Here is an 18,388-nt window from a genome sequence, read left to right on the forward strand (position 1 = left end):
CAGACCGCAGTGGGTGCCCGGACCGGCCCTCTCCTAAAGTCCCTTTGTGCTCTTTGGAATGGTGTGCGCCCTTGGCGCGGCGGTGTGCTTCGGCACCGCGACGGTATTGCAGGCGGTCGCGGCGCGTGAGGCTGGTACGGGCGGGGGCGGCGAGGCGGCGCTGCTGCTGCGGGCGCTGCGGCAGTGGCGGTACATCGCCGGACTGGCGCTGGACGGGCTCGGCTTCCTGTTCCAGATCGCGGCGCTGCGCTCCCTTCCCATCTATGCGGTCAGCGCCGCCCTGGCGGCGAGTCTGGCGGTGACCGCCGTAGTGGCGGCGCGCCTGCTGCGGGTGCGGCTGAGCGGCACGGAGTGGGGCGCGGTGGCCGTGGTGTGCGCCGGGCTGGCGATGCTGGGGCTGGCGTCCGGTCCCGAGGGGGGCGTGGCCGGGTCGGACGCGCTGAAGTGGACGATGCTCGCCACGGCCGTCTGCATGCTGGTGCTCGCGCTGCTGGGCGGGCGGCTGTCCGGGCCACTGCGGGCGCTGGTGCTGGGGCTGGGGGCCGGTTTCGGGTTCGGGGTGGTGGAGGTCTCGGTCCGCCTGATCGACTCGCTCCGCCCGGCCGCCCTGCTCACCAACCCGGCGGCCTACGCCCTCCTGATCGGCGGAGCCGCCGCCTTCATGCTGCTGACCTCCGCCCTGCAACGCGGGTCGGTGACCACCGCGACCGCAGGGATGGTGATCGGCGAGACGATCGGTCCCGCGGCGGTGGGCGTCGTCTGGCTGGGAGACCGCACGCGCGAGGGGCTGACCTGGCTGGCGGTCCTGGGCTTCGCGGTGGCCGTGGCGGGCGCGTTGCTGCTGGCCCGCTTCGGAGAGGCGCCCGCGGAGGAGCAGGCTGCCTGAGGGGGGCACGTTCAAGGACGAGGAGTGAGGGGCGGCCGGGAAACGGCCGCCCCTTTTGGGACGTTACATTCCCTGCCGACTGTGACGGGTCTGATAGTTGAGGTACAGGAAATCCCGGTGAGAACGATCATGGTCGGCTAGCACGCCGGCGGGAGGGTCCGCTGGGGTTCGCGGAAAGATCGTCTGACGGTCGTCGGTGCTGGCTACGGTCCGTTTCGTGCCGGTGGAGTTTCTGACTGATGAGCAGGCCGAGGCGTACGGGACGTTCACCGAGGTGCCCACGCGCCCGGAGCTGGAGCGGTTCTTCTTCCTCGATGATGACGACCGTGATCTGATCGCGCTGCGGCGTACGGACGCTCACCGGCTGGGGATGGCGATGCAGATCTGCACGGTCCGCTACGTCGGCCGGTTCCTGGGGGAGGATCCCCTGGCGGTGCCGTGGGAGGCCGTGGAGTACCTGGTCGGCCAGCTCGGGATCGACGATGCGTCGTGCGTGAAGCGGTACGCCGAGCGGCGCTCGACGGTGTACGAGCCAGATCCAGGAGCGGTTCGGGTACCGCGACTTCACCGACCGGCGGTGGGGTCGGGAGTTCCGCGGGTTCCTGTACGGGCGGGCGTGGACGCATGCCGAGGGGCCGGTGGCATTGTTCAACCACGCGGTGACGTGGCTGCGGAAGAACCGGGTGCTGCTGCCGGGGGTGTCGGTGCTGGCCCGGCAGGTGTCGGAGGCCCGTACGGCGGCCGAGCGGCGCCTGTACGAGGCGGTGGCCCGGGCCACCGATCGGGCTGATCCGGCGCTCGCGCCGGCGCTGGCCGGGCTGCTGGTGGTGCCGGAGGGCAGGCGGGTCTCGGAGCTGGAGCGGCTGCGCACGCCGCCGGTGAAGTCGACGGGGACCGCGATGGTGCGGGCGATGGAGCGGGTGGAGGAGATCTCCGCGTTCACGCTGGGGCGGGTGAACCTGTCCCGGGTGCCGGTGAACCGGCTGTCCACGCTGGCCCGGTACGGGCAGCTGAGCAAGGCTCAGACGATCGAGCGGGCTCCGCAGCCGCGGCGCACGGCCCTGCTGACGGCGGTGGTGCGGCAGCTGGAGGCGCAGGCGGTCGACGACGCGTTGGACCTGTTCGCGGTGCTGATGGCGAACCGGTTGATCAGCCCCGGCACGGCGGGCGTCGGAGCGGGAGCGCCTGGCGATGCTGCCGCAGTTGCAGAAGGCGGCCCGGATCCTGGCGAAGGCGTCGAAGATCCTCACCGAGGAGCTGGACTTGGTCGCCGAGCACGAGGTGAACCTGGAGGTGGCCGCGCTGTGGGCGGCGGTGGAGGAGGCCGTGCCGCGTACGGCGGTGGCCGGGGCCGTCGCCACGGTGGAGGCCCTGGTGCCGGAGGACGACGGGTCGGCCGAGGCGGCGATGCGCGAGAAGCTCGCCCTGCGCTACAACACGGTGCGCCCGTTCCTGTCGCTGCTGGGCGAGTCGGAGGCACTGGGCGCGGCCCCGGCGGGTCGGCGGGTGCTGAAGGCTGTGCGCGCTCTCGCGCCAGCGGGTCAAGGAGCGGCCGCTGCTGCCGCGCGAGGTCGACGCCGACCTGGTCCCGGCGATGTGGAAGCGGGCGGTGTTCTCCAACACCAAGCTGCCGCAGGGCGCGGTCGACCGGGACGCGTACGTGGTGTGCGTGCTGGAGCAACTGCACCGCGCCCTGAACCGGCGGGACGTGTTCGCCGCTCCGTCGAACCGGCGGGCCGACCCGCGCGCCCGGCTGCTGGACGGGCCGCGGTGGGAGGCGATGAAGTCGGACGTGCTGGCCGGCCTGTCCCTGACCGAGGACGCCGACGAGCACCTGGCCCAGCTCGCCCGCGGACTCGATGCGGCGTGGCGGCAGGTGGCCGACCGGCTGGCCGAGGCCGGCGCCGAGGCGAAGGTGGAGGTCGTCGTCCCCGACGGCGGCGGCCGGGCCCGGCTGAGCGTGGACAAGCTCGGTGCGGTGGGCGAGCCGGAGTCCCTGACCTGGCTCAAGGCCACCACCGAGGCCATGCTCCCCAGGATCGACCTGCCGGACCTGCTATTCGAGGTCCACTCCTGGACCGGGTTTCTCGACTCCTTCGGGCACGTCTCCGACCGGCGCACCCGCATGGAGGGCCTGCTTGTCTCCCTGGTGGCCCTGCTGGTCTCGCAGAGCTGCAACATCGGCCTGACCCCGGTCACCGACCCAGAGAACAAGGCACTGACCCGCTCGCGCCTGTCCCACGTCGACCAGAACTACGTACGCGCCGACACCGTCGCCGCGGCGAACGCCGCGCTGATCACCGCCCAGTCCCGCATCGAGCTGGCCCAGATGTGGGGCGGCGGGCTGCTCGCCTCGGTCGACGGCCTGCGCTTCGTCGTCCCGGTCAAGAGCATCAACACCGGCCCTTCGCCCAAGTACTACGGCTACAAACGCGGCGTGACCTGGCTCAACGCCGTCAATGACCAGGTCGCCGGGATCGGCGCGATGGTCGTGCGCGGCACCCCGCGCGACAGCCTCTACACCCTGGACACCCTGCTGAACCTGGATGGCGGGGTGAAGCCGGAGATGGTCGCGACCGACAACGCCTCGTACTCCGACATGGCCTTCGGCCTGTACAAGATGCTCGGCTTCCGCTTCGCCCCGCGCTTCCGTGACGTGGCCGACCAGCGGTTCTGGCGGGCCGACATGCCCGACGGCGAGGAGCCGGCCGCCGGGTACGGACCGCTGGAGGTGGTGGCCTGCAACAAGGTCAACCTGAAGCGGATTGAGACGCACTGGCCCGACATGCTCCGGGTCGCGGGATCACTCATCACCAACCAGGTGCGGGCGTACGACCTGCTGCGGATGTTCGGCCGCGAGGGCCACCCGACCCCGCTGGGGGCGGCGTTCGCCGAGTACGGGCGAATCGACAAGACCATGCACCTGCTTGCCCTGGTCGACCCGGTCGACGACACCTACCGCCGGCTGATGAACCGGCAGCTGACCGTGCAGGAGTCCCGCCACCGACTCGCCCGCGCGATCTGTCACGGCGGCCGGGGCCAGATCCGTCAGGCGTACCGCGAGGGCCAGGAGGATCAGCTCGCCGCCCTTGGCCTCGTCCTCAACGCCGTCGTCCTGTGGAACACCCGCTACCTCGACGCCGCCGTTGCCCAGCTACGTGCCGAGGGCCACGAGATCCGGGACGAGGATGTCGCCCGGCTCTCCCCGCTCAAGGACCGGCACATCAACTTCCTGGGCCGCTATCTGTTCAACATCAAGGACAGCGGCCCCGGGCAGGGCCTGCGCCCCTTCCGTGACCCGGACGCGATCGAAGACGCTGACGCGGAGTGACGGGCGGCGTCATCGTGGTGGGGCGCTGTCGGCTGCCGGGCTCGGGGTCTCGGACCGGGCCTTGGGGTGTGGGTGGGAAAGCCGTAGGAATGCGGTGGCGTGGGGCGCGGTGGGGGCGAGGGTGTAAGTGACGATGGTGAGGCCGGGGTCTGCGGGGACTTCGAGGGCGTCGTAGTCGAGGTCGAGGTCGCCAACGTCGGGGTGGTGGAAGCGCTGCTGGCCGGAGCGGTAGTACTCGACGTCGTGGTCGTCCCAGCGCTGGGCGAATTCTTCGCTGCAGTTGGCGAGTTCGTCGATGAGGTCGGCGAGGTCGGTGTCGGCGGGGTTGCGGGCGGCTTCGGTGCGCAGGCTGCCGACCGCGTCGTGGGCGATGCCCTCCCAGTCGCGGTAGAAGCGTCGGGCGCGGGGGTCGCGGAAGACGAAGCGGGCCAGGTTGGGGGGCTGCTCGTCACTGTCGAGGGCCTCTGCGTACAGGGCGCGGGCGAGTGTGTTCGTGGCGAGGATGTCGAGGTGGGCGTTGCGGACGAAGGCGGCTGCCCCGGTCATGGCGTCGAGGATCTGCTGGAGGCTGGGCCGTACGTGGCTGGCGCCGCCGTCGCGGTCAGGGACGCGGTGGGGGTTGTTGGCGGCGCGGACGAGGGCGGCCATGTGCGCGCGTTCGACGTCGTCCAGGCGCAGGGCGCGGGCGAGGGCGTCGAGGATGTCCTCGGAGACACCGCCGACGTTGCCGCGTTCGATGCGGGTGTAGTACTCGACGCTGATGGCGGCGAGCTGGGCAACCTCTGAGCGCCGCAGCCCGGCCACCTGTCGCCGCCCGCCGAAGTCGGGCAGCCCTGCGTCCTTGGGGGTGATGCGGGCCCGGCGGCTGGTGAGGAAGGTGCGGATGTCTTCGCGGACGGTGTCGGCTGGCACGGCTCCAGCGTAGGCCGGTGCCGCGTGCGGGGGTCCCTGCCAGTACCCCTCCCAGCAAGGACTCCCAGGTCAGAGCTGGTGCGTGGTTCTGTGGATGTGTTGCCCGGACCGTCTGGCCCGGCGTGTTTCATCCACTGGAGAGGATCAAGCCGACATGACCGTCACCGCTTCCTCGCGTCGCTCACCGGAGGTGGGTACGGCTGACAGGCACGCCACGGCGACGCTGGCCGCCGCCGTTCTCGGCTTCTTTGTGATCACACTGGACGCGACGATCGTGAACGTGGCCTTGCCCTCGATCCGTGACGCGCTGGGCGGCGGGATCACCGGCCTGCAGTGGGTGGTCGACGGCTACACGTTGATGTTCGCCGCCCTGCTGCTGTCCGCGGGCGCCCTGTCGGACCGGATCGGTGCGCGCAAGGCGTTCGCCGGCGGCCTGGTCCTGTTCGTGGTCGCCTCGCTGGCGTGCGGGCTGGCCCCGTCGCTGCCGGTCCTCATCGCCGCCCGGGTGGTGCAGGGCATCGGCGCGGCGGTGACCATGCCGACCTCGATGGCACTGGTCCGGCACGCCTTCCCCGACCCGGCCCGCCGGGCCCGGGCGGTGGGGGTGTGGGCGATGGGCGGCGCCGTGGCCGCCGCCGCGGGACCGGTGCTCGGGGGTGTGCTGAGCCTGGCCTCCTGGCGGATGATCTTCTTCATCAACCTGCCGGTCGGCCTGCTCACCCTGGCCCTGCTCGCCCGCAGCCCGCACTCCCCGACGCGTCCGGCACCGTTCGACTGGATCGGGCAGATCACCGGCATCCTCGCCATGGGCGGGCTTACCTTCGGCGCGATCGAGGCCGGCGAGGCAGGGTTCACCGCCCCGAAGGTGTTGATCTCGCTCGGTATCGCGGTCGCGGCGCTGGCCGCGTTCGTGCTGGCGCAGGCCAAGGTGGCGCACCCGATGGTGCCGCTGTCCCTGTTCCGGGTCCCCACGGTGGTGATCGCCACCGGCATCGGCTTCGCGTTCATGGTCGGCTTCTACGGACTGCCGTTCGTCTTCAGCCTCGACTTCCAGCAGCAGCACCACCTGTCCGCCCTCGGTGCCGGCATCGCGTTCTTGCCGATGATGCTGCTCAGCGCCTGCCTGACCCCCTTCTCCGCACGGATCGCGGAGCGCACCGGCCCCCGCGTGCCGGTCATCGCCGGGCTGGTGCTGATCGCGGCCGGATCGATCGCCCTGGCCGTACTGCCGGCCTCGGCACCGGTGTGGGCCAGCGCCCTGCTGCTGATCCCGGTCGGGCTGGCCGGCCCGCTGGTGATGCCGCCGACCACCGCGGTGCTGCTGGAGCACGTGCCGGCCGAGCAGACCGGCACCGCCAGCGGGGTGTTCAACACCAGCCGCCAGATCGGCGGCGCCCTGGCCGTGGCCGTCTTCGGCGCCCTGATCTCCAGCACGTCCGGCTTCCAGCACGGCCTGCGCATCAGCCTCACCCTGGCCGCCCTCGTCGCTCTGGCAGCGGCGCTGGCCGCCACCCGCATGGCCGCCGCCCGGCATCGCGCCTGACCCAAGCCACGCCGACCGCGGGACAGTCCGGCACCACCCATAGCTCATCGTCCCGCCGTTGCGGGGCCCGACGACAGGGATCTCACCCATGTCTGGCAACACCGATCGCGCCTCGGGCGCGGCGAAGATGTTCGGCGACTTCGCCCCGCAACTGGTGCACTTCACCGACGACGTCCTGTTCGGCGAGGTGTGGGAGCGCCCCGGCCTCGACCCGCGCGACCGCTCGCTGATCACCGTGGCGAGTCTGGTCACCGGCGGCAGCACCGAGCAGCTGCGCCACCACCTGGGGCGCGCCAAGGACAACGGCGTCACCGAGGCCCAGCTGATCGAGGCCATCACCCACCTCGCCTTCTACACCGGCTGGCCGCGCGCCATGTCCGCCATGGCCGTCGCCAAGGACCTCTTCACCAGCTGACCCACCCCCTACCTCGCTCAAGGAGCCACCTGATGGAACTGCGCACGCGTCCCGCCACCGCCAAGCTGCCCGAGAAGATGTTCACCGGCGACGCCTGGGCCGACGTGATCTACCGCGGCGAGGAGCCGTCCCGGGCGCGGGCGAACGCGGTGCACTTCGCTCCCGGTGCCCGCACGGCCTGGCACTCCCACGGCATCGGCCAGACCCTCTACATCGTCGAGGGCATCGCCCTGATCCAGTCCCGCGGCGGCAAGATTTTTGAAGCCCACCCGGGCCAGGTGATCTGGACCCCGCCGGGTGAGGAGCACTGGCACGGTGCCGCCCCCGACCACTTCATGACCCACATCGCCCTGTGGGAAGGCGACGACGTCGACTGGCTCGACCACGTCACCGACGCCGAATACGCCGGCCCCCGCACCCGCGAACTCTGATCCCTTCCCCAGCGACAGCAAGGAGCACCCGCCATGCGTGCCACCGTCCTGTACGGACCGGGCGACGTCCGCGTAGAAGAGCGCGACGCCCCCACCATCCTCAAGCCCACCGACGCGGTCATCCGCACCTTCGCCACCTGCGTGTGCGGCTCGGACCTGTGGGACTACCGCGGCATCAACCCCGCCAAGGGCCCCGCCCCCATCGGCCACGAGTACGTCGGCATCGTCGAAGAGGTCGGTGACGACGTCACCACCGTGCGGCCGGGCCAGTTCGTCGTCGGTTCCTTCTTCGCCAGCGACGGCACCTGCGCCAACTGCCGTAACGGCTACCCCAGCAACTGCCTCAACCGGGAGTTCGTCGGCGGCTGCCAGGCAGAGTACATCCGCATCCCGTGGGCCGACGGCACCATGGTCGCCACCCCCGATCTACCCACCGACGCCCAGGTGCCCGACCTGCTGGCCTGCTCCGACGTCATGGGTACCGGCTGGTGGGCCGCCGTCGCCGCCGGAGTACAGCGCGGCGACACCGTCGCGGTCGTCGGTGACGGAGCCGTCGGGCTGTCCGCCGTCCTCGCCGCACGCGAACTCGGCGCCGAACGCATCATCGCCATGTCCCGCCACGAGAGCCGCCAGATGCTCGCCACCGAGTTCGGCGCCACCGACATCGTCACCGAACGCGGTGAGGAAGGCGTGACCCGCATCAAGGACATGACCGGCGGCATCGGCGCCGACCGCGTCCTGGAATGCGTCGGCACCGACCAGTCCACCCAGCAGGCCCTGAACTCCACCCGGCCCGGCGGTGGTGTGGGCATCGCCGGTGTGCCGCACGGCGTCCAGATCGACGGCACCGCCCTGTTCTACTCCCACGTCGCCGTCCAGGGCGGCCCCGCCCCCGTACGCCGCTTTCTGCCCGACCTCATCGACCGCGCCATGACCGGCCGCATCAACCCCGGCCGCGTCTTCGACCTCACCCTGCCCCTCGACCAGGCCGCCGAAGGCTACAAGGCCATGGACGAACGCAGCGCCATCAAGACTCTTCTCCGTCCCTGACCACCACCGGAGACAAGGGGGGCCTCCTTGCGGTCCGCCGAGGTCTGGTCGGTGAGACCGCGGGAGCTCCACCGACCGCCAGTTCCTTCAAATAACCTTCGTTTTCTGAAGATCGCGCTGCGGCCCCGCCCGGACCCCGTCAGGCCCTCAAAAACTCCTTCAAAAACCGAGGTCATTCAACAACCCGCAAGCACCGTTTTCTGACATGCTCCGGGGCCATGACCGCCCTCGAACCGGCCGACGAGCCGGACCTCCTCGTCGCCGAGCCGCTCGTCCGCACCGAGATCAAGATCGGGTACGCCCGAGTCTCGACCGGCGGGCAGAAGCTCGAACGGCAGCTCGACGCGCTCACCGTCGCCGGGTGCCGGAAGATCTTCGCGGACAAGAAGTCCGGCAAGAACGCGCTCCGCCCCGAGTTGAAGGCGTGCCACGCCTTCCTCGACACCGGCGACACCCTCGTGGTCCCCTCGCTCGACCGTTACGGCCGCAGCCTCCAGGACCTCATCAACATGGTCGCCGAGCTGCGCGAGCGCGGGATCGGCTTCACCTCACTGCACGAGAACCTGGACACCACCACCCCCGGGGGCCGGCTCGTCTTCCACGTCTTCGCCGCCCTGGCGGAGTTCATCCGCGAACTCATCGTCATCGGCACGAACGAGGGCCTGGCCGCCGCCCGCACCCGCGGCCGGGTCGGCGGACGTCCCACCGTCGCCACCGAGGAAGTCATCCGGGCCGCCCGCGACCTGCTGCCCGACCCCGGCCGCTCGATCACCTCGATCGCCAAGCTCCTCGGCGTCTCCCCGGGCACCCTCTACAACCACATCCCCGACCTGCGGGAACTGCGTGCCGGCACCGTCCCCCGGCAGCTCGAAAGTCGTACGAGGTAGGCGAACCCCAGCAAGATCGTTCTCACCGGGATTTCCTGCACCTCAACTACTCACACCCGGTGAAGTACACCGATCCCCACGGGGGTATGGGCGGGATGATCGGGCCGGATGGACGAATCGTTTCCTTCTGGTACGACGAGAACCATGAGAAGCGGGGGAAGACATGATGCTCGGTTTCATGGACGCCTACACTCTCTGGCTCAACCTGCCGTTCCCCCGGAAGGGATCGACGAAGGACCTGATCCTGGCGCACAGCGATCTGGCGGAAGCCGACGAGTACGTGACGACCGTGGTCCGATTCGTGGAAAGCGGCATCTTCAAGCCTGCTCCGGTCGACGTGCCGGCGATGCTGGAAGAGTTGATGGAGCGAATCGATCGGCTCGCTGACACGGCATCGGACGGCGACCAGGCCGTGGCCCGCGCGCAACACGCGTACGCGGCCCTGCTCGACCTCGTTTACCGGCAGTTCCTTGAGGCGGGAGGTTCGCGTGAATAGCGGAACCACTTTCCCCGGTACCGGCCGAATCGAGTCGGAGCAATGAGGTAGGGCCGACCTCCAGAGGGTCCGTCGGGTTTTCTCCGGCGGGCCCTCGGGTGTGTTCGACGGGATTTCACGGGGAACGGCGATCTCCCTACCGGCTCACCGCTGAGTGGATTTCAGGCCCGGTTCCTACGGCAACACCCTGCACAACGCCCCCAACGCACCCGCCCACGCGCTGTCCGGTGGTGTCGCATAGCCCACGACCAGGGCGTCCAACGGCTCGGTGAGGGCCTGGGGATGGCGGTGGAAGGAGAGGCCGTGAAGGGCCAGGCCCTGCCAGGTCGCGGCCTGGATCACCGGCTGTTCCAGGCCGGGCGGCAGGCGCAGCACCGCGTGCAGGCCGGCGGCGATGCCGGTGACCGTCACCTCGGGGGCGCGGGTGGAGACGGCGGCGGCGAGGGCGTCGCGGCGGCGCCGGTAGCGCAGGCGGGAGGAGCGGACATGGCGGTCGTACGCGCCGGAGGTGATGAACTCGGCGAGGGTGAGCTGCTCCAGCGCCCCCACGGTGTCGGTGCCGCCCTTGGCCGAGGCCGCCTCCTGGGCCAGGGACGGCGGCAGCACCATCCAGCCCAGTCGCAGCCCGGGGGCCAGTGACTTGCTGGCGGTGCCGAAGTAGATCACACGGTCGGGGTCGAGGCCCTGGAGGGCGCCGACGGGCTGGCGGTCGTAGCGGAACTCTCCGTCGTAGTCGTCCTCCAGGATCAGGCCGCCGGTGCGCCGCGCCCAGTCGATCACCGCGGCCCGTCGTTCCGGCTGCAGGGGCGTGCCCATGGGGAACTGGTGGGCGGGGGTCAGCAGGACCGCACCCGCGTCGCCCAACCCGCCGGTGTCCGTGCCGAGTCGGTCGTACGGGAGGGCGGGTGTGGCGAGGCCGGACTGCTGGAGCAGGTTCCAGTAGGTGTCGAGGCCGTACGACTCGACCGCCACCGTGCGCACCCCGCGCGCCGCGAGCAGCGTGCCGGTGATCCGCAGGGCGTGGGCGAAGCCGGAGGTGATCAGCACCGACTCCGGGTCGGCGCGGACGCCGCGCACCCGTGCGAGGTACCCCGCGAGGGCGGTGCGGAGTTCGGGCCTGCCCCGCGGGTCGCCGTAGCCGAGGGCGTCGTACGGGGCGGTGGCCAGGGCGCGGCGGGCGGCCCTGAGCCACTCGGTGCGCGGAAAGGCGGCGAGGTCGGGGGCGCCGGGCAGGAGGCTGTACGTCGGCCGGTCGGGCTCGCGGTGGCGGGGTCCCGCGCCCCTGCCGGAGGGCACAGTCGCCGCCAGCTCCGCCACCCGTGTGCCCGAGCCCTGCCGGGCGGTGAGCCAGCCCTCCGCCACCAGGTCCGCGTAGGCCTCGGCGACGGTGTTGCGGGCGATGCCGAGGTCGGCGGCGAGGGAGCGGGAGGAGGGCAGCCGGGTGCCGGGGGCGAGGCGGCCGGTGCGGACGGCCTCGCGCAGGGCATCGGTCAGGCCCCGGCGCAGCCCGCCGGAGCCGGACGGTTCGAGGTGCAGGTCGACGCCCAGAGTGGCCCAAGGTTTCGCCATGGGAATGGACCATACTCCTGGGCTGCCTCACTCATAGGGTCGAGGGCATGAGCACAGAGACCAGCACCGAGAAGACCGTCGAGTACGCCCCCGAGCACACCCCGCGCATGCGCTGGACCGAGCACGCCCCCGAGGTCTACAAGGCGATGGTCCGGCTCGACGCGGCGGCCCGGCAGGGCCTGGACCCCGCGCTGTACGAGCTGGTGAAGATCCGCGCCTCGCAGCTCAACCACTGCGCGTTCTGCCTGGACATGCACACCAAGGACGCACTGGCGGCCGGCGAGAGCGTCCAGCGGATCGTGCAGCTCAGCGCGTGGGAGGAGTCGCGGCACTTCTACACGGAGAAGGAGCTGGCGGCGATCGAGCTGACCGAGGCGGTCACCGTGCTGACGGACGGCTTCGTGCCGGACGAGGTGTACGAGAAGGCCGCCAAGCACTTCGAGGAGGCCGAGCTGGCCCGGCTGATCGCCGCGATCACGGTGATCAACGCCTGGAACCGGTTCGGCGTGACCACCCGGATGGCCCCGGGCCACTACGAGCCCGGACAGCACAAGTGAGCCACGGCGGGCGGGAGCGGGCCGCGGAGCGCAAGGTGGACGTGTTCCGGGCGCTGCACCGCAACCGCCCCCAGGGCGACCCGCTGGTCCTGCCCGGTCCCTGGGACGCGGCCAGTGCGCGTGTCCTCGAGGAGGCCGGGTTCCCGGCGCTGGCCACGCCGAGCGCCGGCGTGGCCGCCTCGCTCGGGCACGCGGACGGGGCGACCCCGGCCGACGAGATGTTCGCCGCGGTCGCCCGGATCGCGCGGGCGGTGGACGTGCCGGTGTCGGCGGACATCGAGAGCGGGTACGGGCTCGCTCCGAAGGAGATCGTGGAGCGTCTGCTGGAGGCCGGCGCCGTCGGCTGCAACCTCGAGGACTCCGACGGGGGTGTCCTCAAGGACCCGCACGAGCAGGCCGCCTTCCTCGCCGAGGTCCGCTCGGCCGCCGCCGACCGGCTGTTCGTCAACGCCCGCGTCGACGTCTTCGTGCACGGCGACAAGGATCCCGAGCGGGCCATCGAGCGCGCCGCGCTGTACGTCGCGGCGGGCGCCGACTGCATCTACCCGATCCTCGCCCCCGCCGACGTACTGCCGCTGCTGCGGGCCGGGATCCAGGGTCCGCTGAACGCGCTGGCCCGCCTGGACGGGGAGGGCCCCTCGCCCGCCGGACTCGGCGAACTCGGGGCCACCCGCATCACGTTCGGTCCGGGACTCCAGCGGCGGGCCACCGCGGCGGTCCGGGACACCGCCGACGCCCTCAGGGGCTGAGGGGGGTCAGGACAGCCACTTCTTCCACACGGACGGGTGGCTGTCCACCCACTTCTTCGCCGCGTCCTGGGGCGACAGCTTCTGGTCGGCGATCATCAGGGAGACCTCGTTCTGGTCCTCGGTCGTCCAGCTGAACTTCTTCAGGAAGGCCGCCGCCTTGCCCCCGGACCTGGCGAACCCGGCGTTGAGGTACTTCTGCAGCGGGGTGTGCGGGTAGGCGCAGGCCACCTTCGCCGCGTCCGCGTCGCAGCCCTCCTTGTACGGCGGCAGCTTCACCTCCGTCATGGGGACCTTCTTGAACAGCCACTGGGGGGCGTACCAGTAGGTCAGGAAGGGCTTCTTCTGCTTGGCGAACTGTTTCATCTGGGTGATCTGGGCGGCCTCGGAGCCGGCGAAGACGACCTGGTAGTCCAGCTTCAGGTTCTTCACCAGGGCCTTGTCGTTGGTGACGTACGACGGGGAGCCGTCCATCAGCTGGCCCTTGCCGCCGCTCTCCGCGGTGCGGAAGAGGGAGGCGTACTTGTCGAGGTTCTTCCAGTCGGTGATGTCCGGGTGCTGCTGGGCGAGGTACGTCGGCACGAACCAGCCGATGTGACCGGTCACCCCGAGGCCGCCGCCCCGCCGGATCGTCTTCTTGTCCTCGACGTACCGCTTCTCCTGGTCCGGGTGGCCCCAGTCCTCCAGGATGGCGTCGACCCGGCCCTGGCTGAGCGCGTCCCAGGCGGGCACCTCGTCGACCTGCACGGTGTCGACGCGGTAGCCCAGCTTGTGCTCCAGCAGGTACTGGGCGACGGCCACGTTGGACTGGGCGCCGACCCAGGACTGCACGGACAGGGTGACGGTCCTCGAGCCCTGGGCGTTGGCGAACGGGCTGGCCTGCTTGGTCATGTCGGCGGCACCGCAGCCGGTCGCGGTCAGCAGCACCAGCGAGCCCAGCACGGCAGCGGTGGTCGTACGGCGTCGCATGTCAGGCTCCCTTCTTCGCGCGTCGCTCGGTGGGCTGGGTCACCCGGTCCAGCATCAGGCCCAGGCAGACGATCGCGGCACCGGCCACCAGGCCGGTCGCCAGGTCGCCCTGGGCGAGGCCGAAGGCCACGTTGTAGCCGAGGGCGCCGCCGCCGACCAGGCCGCCGATGATGACGACGGCGAGGACCAGGACCACGCCCTGGTTGACGGCGAGCAGCAAGGACCGCCTGGCGAGCGGGAGTTGGACCTGCCACAGCTGCTGCCGGCCGGTCGCGCCGAGCGAGCGCGCCGACTCCAGCGCGGCCGGGTCGACCTGGCGCAGGCCCTGGGCGGTGATCCGGACGACGGCCGGCAGCGCGTAGACGACGGCCGCGGCGACGGCGGGGGCGCGGCCGACGCCGAACAGGGCGACGACCGGGATCAGGTACACGAACTGCGGCATGGTCTGGAAGACGTCCAGGACGGGGCGCAGGGCGCGTTCGACGCGGTCGCTGCGGGCGGCGGCGACACCGGTCGCGAAACCGAGGACCAGGGTCACGGCGACGGCGGCCAGCACCTGGGAGAGCGTGTCGAGGGCCGGATCCCAGACGCCGAGCACGCCGATGGCGGCCATGGCGAGGACGGCGGTCAGGGCGGTGCGCCAGGTGCCGATCGACCAGGCCAGGGCGGCGACGATCAGCAGCACCGACCACCAGGGCAGCCACTGCAGGCCGCCGCGCACGGGGTCCAGGACCCAGGTGGTGAAGTGGCCCGCCCAGTCGGCCGTGCCGCCGATGACCGGGACGCCGGAGTAGAGGTGGTTGGTCATCCAGTCGACGGCGCGGTCGACCGGTTCGGCGATGTCCAGGGTCCAGCCGGAGGGCCAGTCGAGGCGGCCGAGGAGCCGGGCGGCCAGGGCGGCGGCCACGGTGACGGCGAGGGCGTACGGCCAGCCGATGGTCCGGGGGTGCGTCGTACGGTCGTCCCCCGCGGCCGCGGTCACCCGGTCCAGCACGACCGCCAGCAGCACGATCGGGATGCCGGCGGCGAGGGCCTGGCCGACGTCGACGGAGGCGAGCGCCTGGTAGACGCGGTCACCGAGGCCGCCGGCGCCGATGACCGAGGCGATGACGGCCATGGACAGCGCCATCATGATCGTCTGGTTGAGGCCGAGGAGGAGTTCCCCGCGGGCCAGCGGGATCCGGGCGGTCAGCAGCCGCTGGCGGCGGGTCGCGCCGAGCGACTCCACGGCCTCCAGGACTTCGGGGTCGGCGCCGCGCAGGCCGAGCGCGGTGAGCCGGGCCATCGGCGGGGCGGCGTACACGACGGTGGCGAGGACGGCCGCGGGGACGCCGATGCCGAAGACCAGGACGACGGGGAGGAGGTAGGCGAAGGCCGGGAGCACCTGCATGGTGTCCAGGACGGGGCGCAGCGCGCGGTCCAGTCGGTCGGACAGGCCGGCGGCGAGGCCGAGGAGTGCCCCGACGACCACGGAGGCGAGGACCGCCACGACCATCAGCGCGAGGGTCTGCATGGTCGGCACCCACATGCCCAGTGCGCCACAGGCCAGGAAGGCGGTCGCGGTGCCGGCGGCGAGCCGGGGGCCCGCGAAACGCCAGGCGAGCAGGGCGCCGAACGCCGTGACGCCGGCCCAGCCCGCGGCGAGCAGGGTGAGGTACACCGCGCGTACGGCCATGACGACAGCGTTGCTGATGTAGCCGAAGAAGTAGAGGAACAGCGGGTGGCTGTCGCGGTTGTCGATGACCCAGTTGCTGGCGCTGGTGAGCGGCTTGTCCAGGCTGACGGTCAGATGCCGGGGCCACGAGCCGCCGTGGAGCAGGGGCAGCAGTACGGCGGTGACGAGCGCGAGCAGGAGGAGTTTGCCCGCGGTACGGCTCCTCAGGATGCGGGGTGTGGCGGTACGGGAGGTCGGGAGACTGAGCGTTGCCATCAGACGGCCTCCGGGCTGGTGCGGGGGCCGGGTACGCCCACGTCGATGCCTGCCACGACGTCCAGCAGGAGCTCGTGGTCCACGGTTCCGACGCAGGTGCCGTCCTCCACCACGCACGCCGGGGTGCCGGTCTCGGCCACGGTCCTGATGGCGTCCGCGACCACCGCGTCCGGAGTGAGGGCGCCCGGGTGCTCCTTACCGCCGCAGTCGCCCGGCTTCATCGCCGTACGCACCGTCATCACCTGCTCGCGCGGGACGTCCCGGACGAACTCGCGGACGTAGTCGTCGGCCGGGGAGCCGACGATCTCCTCCGGGGTGCCCAGTTGGACAACTTTGCCGTCGCGCATCAGGGCGATGCGGTCGCCCAGCTTGAGGGCCTCGGACAGGTCGTGGGTGATGAAGACCATCGTGCGGCCCTCCTCGCGGTGCAGGCGGGCCACCTCGTCCTGCATGTCGCGCCGGATGAGCGGGTCGAGGGCGCTGAACGGCTCGTCGAAGAGCAGTACCTCGGGGTCGACCGCCAACGCCCGTGCGAGACCCACCCGCTGGCGCTGGCCGCCGGAGAGCTGGGCGGGGCGGCGGTGCTCCATGCCGTCGAGGCCGACCTTGGCGACGACCTCGGCGGCCCGCTCGCGCCGCTCGGCCTTGCCGACGCCCTGGATCTCCAGGCCGTAGGCCACGTTGTCGAGGACCGTGCGGTGCGGGAGCAGGCCGAAGTGCTGGAAGACCATGGCGGCCCGGTGCCGGCGCAGTTCGCGCAGGCGGGCCTTGTCCATCGCGCGGACGTCCTCGCCGTCGATGGAGATCGTGCCCGCCGTCGGCTCGATCAGCCGGGTCAGGCAGCGGACCAGGGTGGACTTGCCGGAGCCCGACAGGCCCATGACCACGAAGACCTCGCCCTTGCGGACGTCGAAGGAGACGTCGCGGACGGCCGCCGTGCAGCCCGTGCGGGCGCGCAGGTCGGCGGGTTCGAGGGCGGCCAGTTCGGGGTCGTCGGGGATCCGCTGCGGCTTGGGTCCGAAGACCTTCCACAGGCCGGAGACCGAGAAGACCGGCGTGTCGGTGGTGGGCGGCTTGCGCGTGGGGACGGTGAGGGTCATCGGGCGTCACCTCCGATCAGGTCGACGGCCTTCTCCCCGACCATGAGCACCCCGATCATCGGGTTGACGGCGGTCATGGTGGGGAAGACGGACGCGTCGGCAATGCGGATGCCGTCGAGGCCGCGGATCTTCAGCTCCGGGTCCACTACGGCGAGTTCGTCGTCGGCGGCGCCCATCCTGCAGGTGCCGGCCGGGTGGTAGACGGTGTGCGCGACCTTGCGGGCGTACTCGCTCAGTTCGGCGTCGTCCCGGACCTCGGGGCCGGGGCAGACCTCGCGCTTGAGCCAGCCCGCCAGCGGCTCGGTCTTCGCGATCTCACGGGCGATGCGGATGCCGTCGACCAGGGTCCGGCCGTCGTAGTCGTCCTCGTCGGTGAAGTAGCGGAAGTCCAGGGCGGGCTTGACGGACGGGTCGGCGCTGGTGAGATAGAGGCGGCCGCGGCTCCTCGGCTTGGGGATGTTCGGGGTCATCGAGACGCCGTACGAGGGGCGCTCGTAGCCGAGGCGCTCCGGGTTGTCCGTGAACGGGACCTGGTAGAAGTGGAACATCAGGTCGGGGCCCGCGTGTCCGGGGTCGCGGCGCACGAACAGGCCCGCGTCGGAGTCCATCGCGGAGTTCTCCGGGATCGGGCCGTGGGTCTCCCAGACGATGACCGACTCGGGGTGGTCCAGCAGGTTCTCGCCGACGCCCGGCAGGTCGTGGACGACGGGGATGCCCAGCTCTTCAAGGTCCTCGCGGGGGCCGATGCCCGAGTGCAGCAGCAAACGGGGCGAGTCGACCGCGCCGGCGCTCAGGACGACCTCGCGGCGGGCCCGTACCAGCAACTCCTCGCCGTCCTTGGTGCGCACGTGGACGCCCTCGGCCCGGCCCCCGGTGATCTCCAGCCTGTACGCCCAGGTCTCCAGCAGGATGGTCAGGTTCGGGCGTTCGTCCATCACCGGGTGCAGGTAGGCCACGGACGCGCTCGACCGCTTGTTGTTCTCGGGGTGGTAGGCGAGGTCGAAGAAGCCGACACCCTCCGTGAACGGCTTCCTGTTGAAGCCCTCCACGCGGGGGACGCCGAGCGCGGCCTGGGCGGCGTCCACGAAGTCCCGGGCGATGGCGTTCCGGTCCTTCTCGTCGACGGAGACGATGTTGTTCTTCAGACGGGCGAAGTACGCCTCCATGGGGACGGCGCCCCACCCCTTGGCGCCGGCCGCCTCCCACTCGTCCCAGTCGGACGGCAGCGGCTTGAAGGAGATCAGGGTGTTGTGGGAGGAGCAGCCGCCGAGCACGCGGGCGCGGCTGTGCCGGATGTGGGAGTTGCCGCGGGGCTGCTCCACCGTCGGGTAGTCGTAGTCGAGGTCGCCGCCGAGCAGGCCCATCCAGCGGCGCAGGGTGAGGACGTCGTCGCGGCCGACGTCGCTCGGGCCGCCCTCGATGACGGCGACGGTGACGTCCGGGTTCTCGGTGAGCCGGGAGGCTATGACGGAGCCCGCGGTGCCGCCGCCGATGACGACGTAGTCGTAGACGTGGGGGGTGTGGGACATGGGGGTACTTCTCCAGGGGGTGTTTCCGTGAGGGCGA

At 71.4% G+C, this 18,388-nt stretch carries 15 protein-coding genes and 1 pseudogene; 10 read left to right on the top strand and 6 right to left on the bottom strand.

The features are described 5' to 3' along the window. Positions 1 to 58 precede the first annotated feature (58 nt). Together ACFYZB_RS17420 and ACFYZB_RS17425 are read left to right on the top strand one after the other, a co-directional pair. On the top strand, positions 59 to 886 hold the full coding sequence (locus ACFYZB_RS17420; RefSeq protein ID WP_388759494.1) for a DMT family transporter: 828 nt from the start codon (positions 59 to 61) through the stop codon (positions 884 to 886). A 217-nt stretch (positions 887 to 1,103) separates the two neighbouring features. Then, positions 1,104 to 4,217, top strand: a pseudogene (locus ACFYZB_RS17425) (Tn3 family transposase). A gap of 9 nt (positions 4,218 to 4,226) precedes the next feature. On the opposite strand, the gene ACFYZB_RS17430 reads toward ACFYZB_RS17425, so the two are convergent. Continuing rightward, positions 4,227 to 5,129, bottom strand: a complete 903-nt coding sequence (locus tag ACFYZB_RS17430) for a helix-turn-helix transcriptional regulator (protein WP_388759194.1) — start codon at positions 5,127 to 5,129, stop codon at positions 4,227 to 4,229. A 154-nt stretch (positions 5,130 to 5,283) separates the two neighbouring features. On the opposite strand from ACFYZB_RS17430, the gene ACFYZB_RS17435 reads away from it, so the two are divergent. The 6 genes from ACFYZB_RS17435 to ACFYZB_RS17460 all read left to right on the top strand — a co-directional run bounded on the left by ACFYZB_RS17435 (position 5,284) and on the right by ACFYZB_RS17460 (position 9,951). After that, positions 5,284 to 6,672, top strand: a complete 1,389-nt coding sequence (locus ACFYZB_RS17435; RefSeq protein WP_388759196.1) for an MFS transporter — start codon at positions 5,284 to 5,286, stop codon at positions 6,670 to 6,672. An 88-nt stretch (positions 6,673 to 6,760) separates the two neighbouring features. Then, positions 6,761 to 7,087 carry a carboxymuconolactone decarboxylase family protein gene (locus ACFYZB_RS17440; RefSeq protein ID WP_388759198.1) on the top strand — a complete coding sequence of 109 codons (327 nt, stop codon included), beginning with the start codon at positions 6,761 to 6,763 and terminating at the stop codon, positions 7,085 to 7,087. A 32-nt stretch (positions 7,088 to 7,119) separates the two neighbouring features. Continuing rightward, positions 7,120 to 7,518, top strand: a complete 399-nt coding sequence (locus tag ACFYZB_RS17445; protein WP_388759200.1) for a cupin domain-containing protein — start codon at positions 7,120 to 7,122, stop codon at positions 7,516 to 7,518. A 33-nt stretch (positions 7,519 to 7,551) separates the two neighbouring features. Next, complete coding sequence (locus tag ACFYZB_RS17450) at positions 7,552 to 8,568, top strand: zinc-dependent alcohol dehydrogenase family protein (protein ID WP_388759202.1); 1,017 nt, start codon at positions 7,552 to 7,554, stop codon at positions 8,566 to 8,568. Positions 8,569 to 8,786: 218 nt separating this feature from the next. Beyond that, on the top strand, positions 8,787 to 9,455 hold the full coding sequence (locus tag ACFYZB_RS17455) for a recombinase family protein (RefSeq protein ID WP_388759204.1): 669 nt from the start codon (positions 8,787 to 8,789) through the stop codon (positions 9,453 to 9,455). A 178-nt stretch (positions 9,456 to 9,633) separates the two neighbouring features. Then, complete coding sequence (locus ACFYZB_RS17460) at positions 9,634 to 9,951, top strand: hypothetical protein (protein ID WP_388759206.1); 318 nt, start codon at positions 9,634 to 9,636, stop codon at positions 9,949 to 9,951. Positions 9,952 to 10,125: 174 nt separating this feature from the next. Here the strand turns inward: ACFYZB_RS17460 and ACFYZB_RS17465 are convergent, their stop codons facing one another. Next, positions 10,126 to 11,520, bottom strand: a complete 1,395-nt coding sequence (locus ACFYZB_RS17465) for a PLP-dependent aminotransferase family protein (protein ID WP_388759208.1) — start codon at positions 11,518 to 11,520, stop codon at positions 10,126 to 10,128. A 47-nt stretch (positions 11,521 to 11,567) separates the two neighbouring features. On the opposite strand from ACFYZB_RS17465, the gene ACFYZB_RS17470 reads away from it, so the two are divergent. Both ACFYZB_RS17470 and ACFYZB_RS17475 read left to right on the top strand, forming a co-directional pair. Next, positions 11,568 to 12,077, top strand: coding sequence for a carboxymuconolactone decarboxylase family protein (locus tag ACFYZB_RS17470; RefSeq protein ID WP_388759210.1), 510 nt, complete (start codon positions 11,568 to 11,570; stop codon positions 12,075 to 12,077). Beyond that, positions 12,074 to 12,826 carry an isocitrate lyase/phosphoenolpyruvate mutase family protein gene (locus ACFYZB_RS17475; protein WP_388759212.1) on the top strand — a complete coding sequence of 251 codons (753 nt, stop codon included), beginning with the start codon at positions 12,074 to 12,076 and terminating at the stop codon, positions 12,824 to 12,826. Before ACFYZB_RS17470 ends, ACFYZB_RS17475 begins: the two co-directional genes overlap by 4 nt. A 6-nt stretch (positions 12,827 to 12,832) precedes the next feature. Here the strand turns inward: ACFYZB_RS17475 and ACFYZB_RS17480 are convergent, their stop codons facing one another. The 4 genes from ACFYZB_RS17480 to ACFYZB_RS17495 are packed head-to-tail and all read right to left on the bottom strand — an operon-like array spanning position 12,833 to position 18,351. Further along, entirely contained in the window at positions 12,833 to 13,792 is a 960-nt protein-coding gene (locus tag ACFYZB_RS17480) for an ABC transporter substrate-binding protein (protein WP_388759214.1), read from the bottom strand. A gap of 1 nt (position 13,793) precedes the next feature. Then, positions 13,794 to 15,722 carry an ABC transporter permease gene (locus tag ACFYZB_RS17485; protein WP_388759216.1) on the bottom strand — a complete coding sequence of 643 codons (1,929 nt, stop codon included), beginning with the start codon at positions 15,720 to 15,722 and terminating at the stop codon, positions 13,794 to 13,796. After that, the gene (locus ACFYZB_RS17490) at positions 15,722 to 16,822 is read right to left on the bottom strand and encodes a glycine betaine/L-proline ABC transporter ATP-binding protein (protein WP_388759218.1); all 1,101 of its coding nucleotides are present in this window, start codon (positions 16,820 to 16,822) and stop codon (positions 15,722 to 15,724) included. The genes ACFYZB_RS17485 and ACFYZB_RS17490 overlap by 1 nt, the downstream gene beginning before the upstream one ends. Continuing rightward, positions 16,819 to 18,351 carry a GMC family oxidoreductase gene (locus ACFYZB_RS17495; RefSeq protein ID WP_388759220.1) on the bottom strand — a complete coding sequence of 511 codons (1,533 nt, stop codon included), beginning with the start codon at positions 18,349 to 18,351 and terminating at the stop codon, positions 16,819 to 16,821. Before ACFYZB_RS17495 ends, ACFYZB_RS17490 begins: the two co-directional genes overlap by 4 nt. Between the last annotated feature and the right edge of the window lie 37 nt (positions 18,352 to 18,388).

The sequence above is a fragment of the Streptomyces sp. NPDC001852 genome, from assembly GCF_042891825.1.
Lineage (GTDB): Bacteria > Actinomycetota > Actinomycetes > Streptomycetales > Streptomycetaceae > Streptomyces.

Bases quoted from the DNA above. Each gene is read 5' to 3' on its own strand.
- ACFYZB_RS17450 (WP_388759202.1), top strand. From the start codon at position 7,552: ATGCGTGCCACCGTCCTGTACGGACCGGGCGACGTCCGCGTAGAAGAG.
- ACFYZB_RS17465 (WP_388759208.1), bottom strand. From the start codon at position 11,520: ATGGCGAAACCTTGGGCCACTCTGGGCGTCGACCTGCACCTCGAACCG.
- ACFYZB_RS17490 (WP_388759218.1), bottom strand. From the start codon at position 16,822: ATGACCCTCACCGTCCCCACGCGCAAGCCGCCCACCACCGACACGCCG.
- ACFYZB_RS17440 (WP_388759198.1), top strand. From the start codon at position 6,761: ATGTCTGGCAACACCGATCGCGCCTCGGGCGCGGCGAAGATGTTCGGC.
- ACFYZB_RS17485 (WP_388759216.1), bottom strand. From the start codon at position 15,722: ATGGCAACGCTCAGTCTCCCGACCTCCCGTACCGCCACACCCCGCATC.
- ACFYZB_RS17445 (WP_388759200.1), top strand. From the start codon at position 7,120: ATGGAACTGCGCACGCGTCCCGCCACCGCCAAGCTGCCCGAGAAGATG.
- ACFYZB_RS17495 (WP_388759220.1), bottom strand. From the start codon at position 18,351: ATGTCCCACACCCCCCACGTCTACGACTACGTCGTCATCGGCGGCGGC.
- ACFYZB_RS17420 (WP_388759494.1), top strand. From the start codon at position 59: ATGGTGTGCGCCCTTGGCGCGGCGGTGTGCTTCGGCACCGCGACGGTA.
- ACFYZB_RS17470 (WP_388759210.1), top strand. From the start codon at position 11,568: ATGAGCACAGAGACCAGCACCGAGAAGACCGTCGAGTACGCCCCCGAG.
- ACFYZB_RS17455 (WP_388759204.1), top strand. From the start codon at position 8,787: ATGACCGCCCTCGAACCGGCCGACGAGCCGGACCTCCTCGTCGCCGAG.
- ACFYZB_RS17460 (WP_388759206.1), top strand. From the start codon at position 9,634: ATGGACGCCTACACTCTCTGGCTCAACCTGCCGTTCCCCCGGAAGGGA.
- ACFYZB_RS17480 (WP_388759214.1), bottom strand. From the start codon at position 13,792: ATGCGACGCCGTACGACCACCGCTGCCGTGCTGGGCTCGCTGGTGCTG.
- ACFYZB_RS17435 (WP_388759196.1), top strand. From the start codon at position 5,284: ATGACCGTCACCGCTTCCTCGCGTCGCTCACCGGAGGTGGGTACGGCT.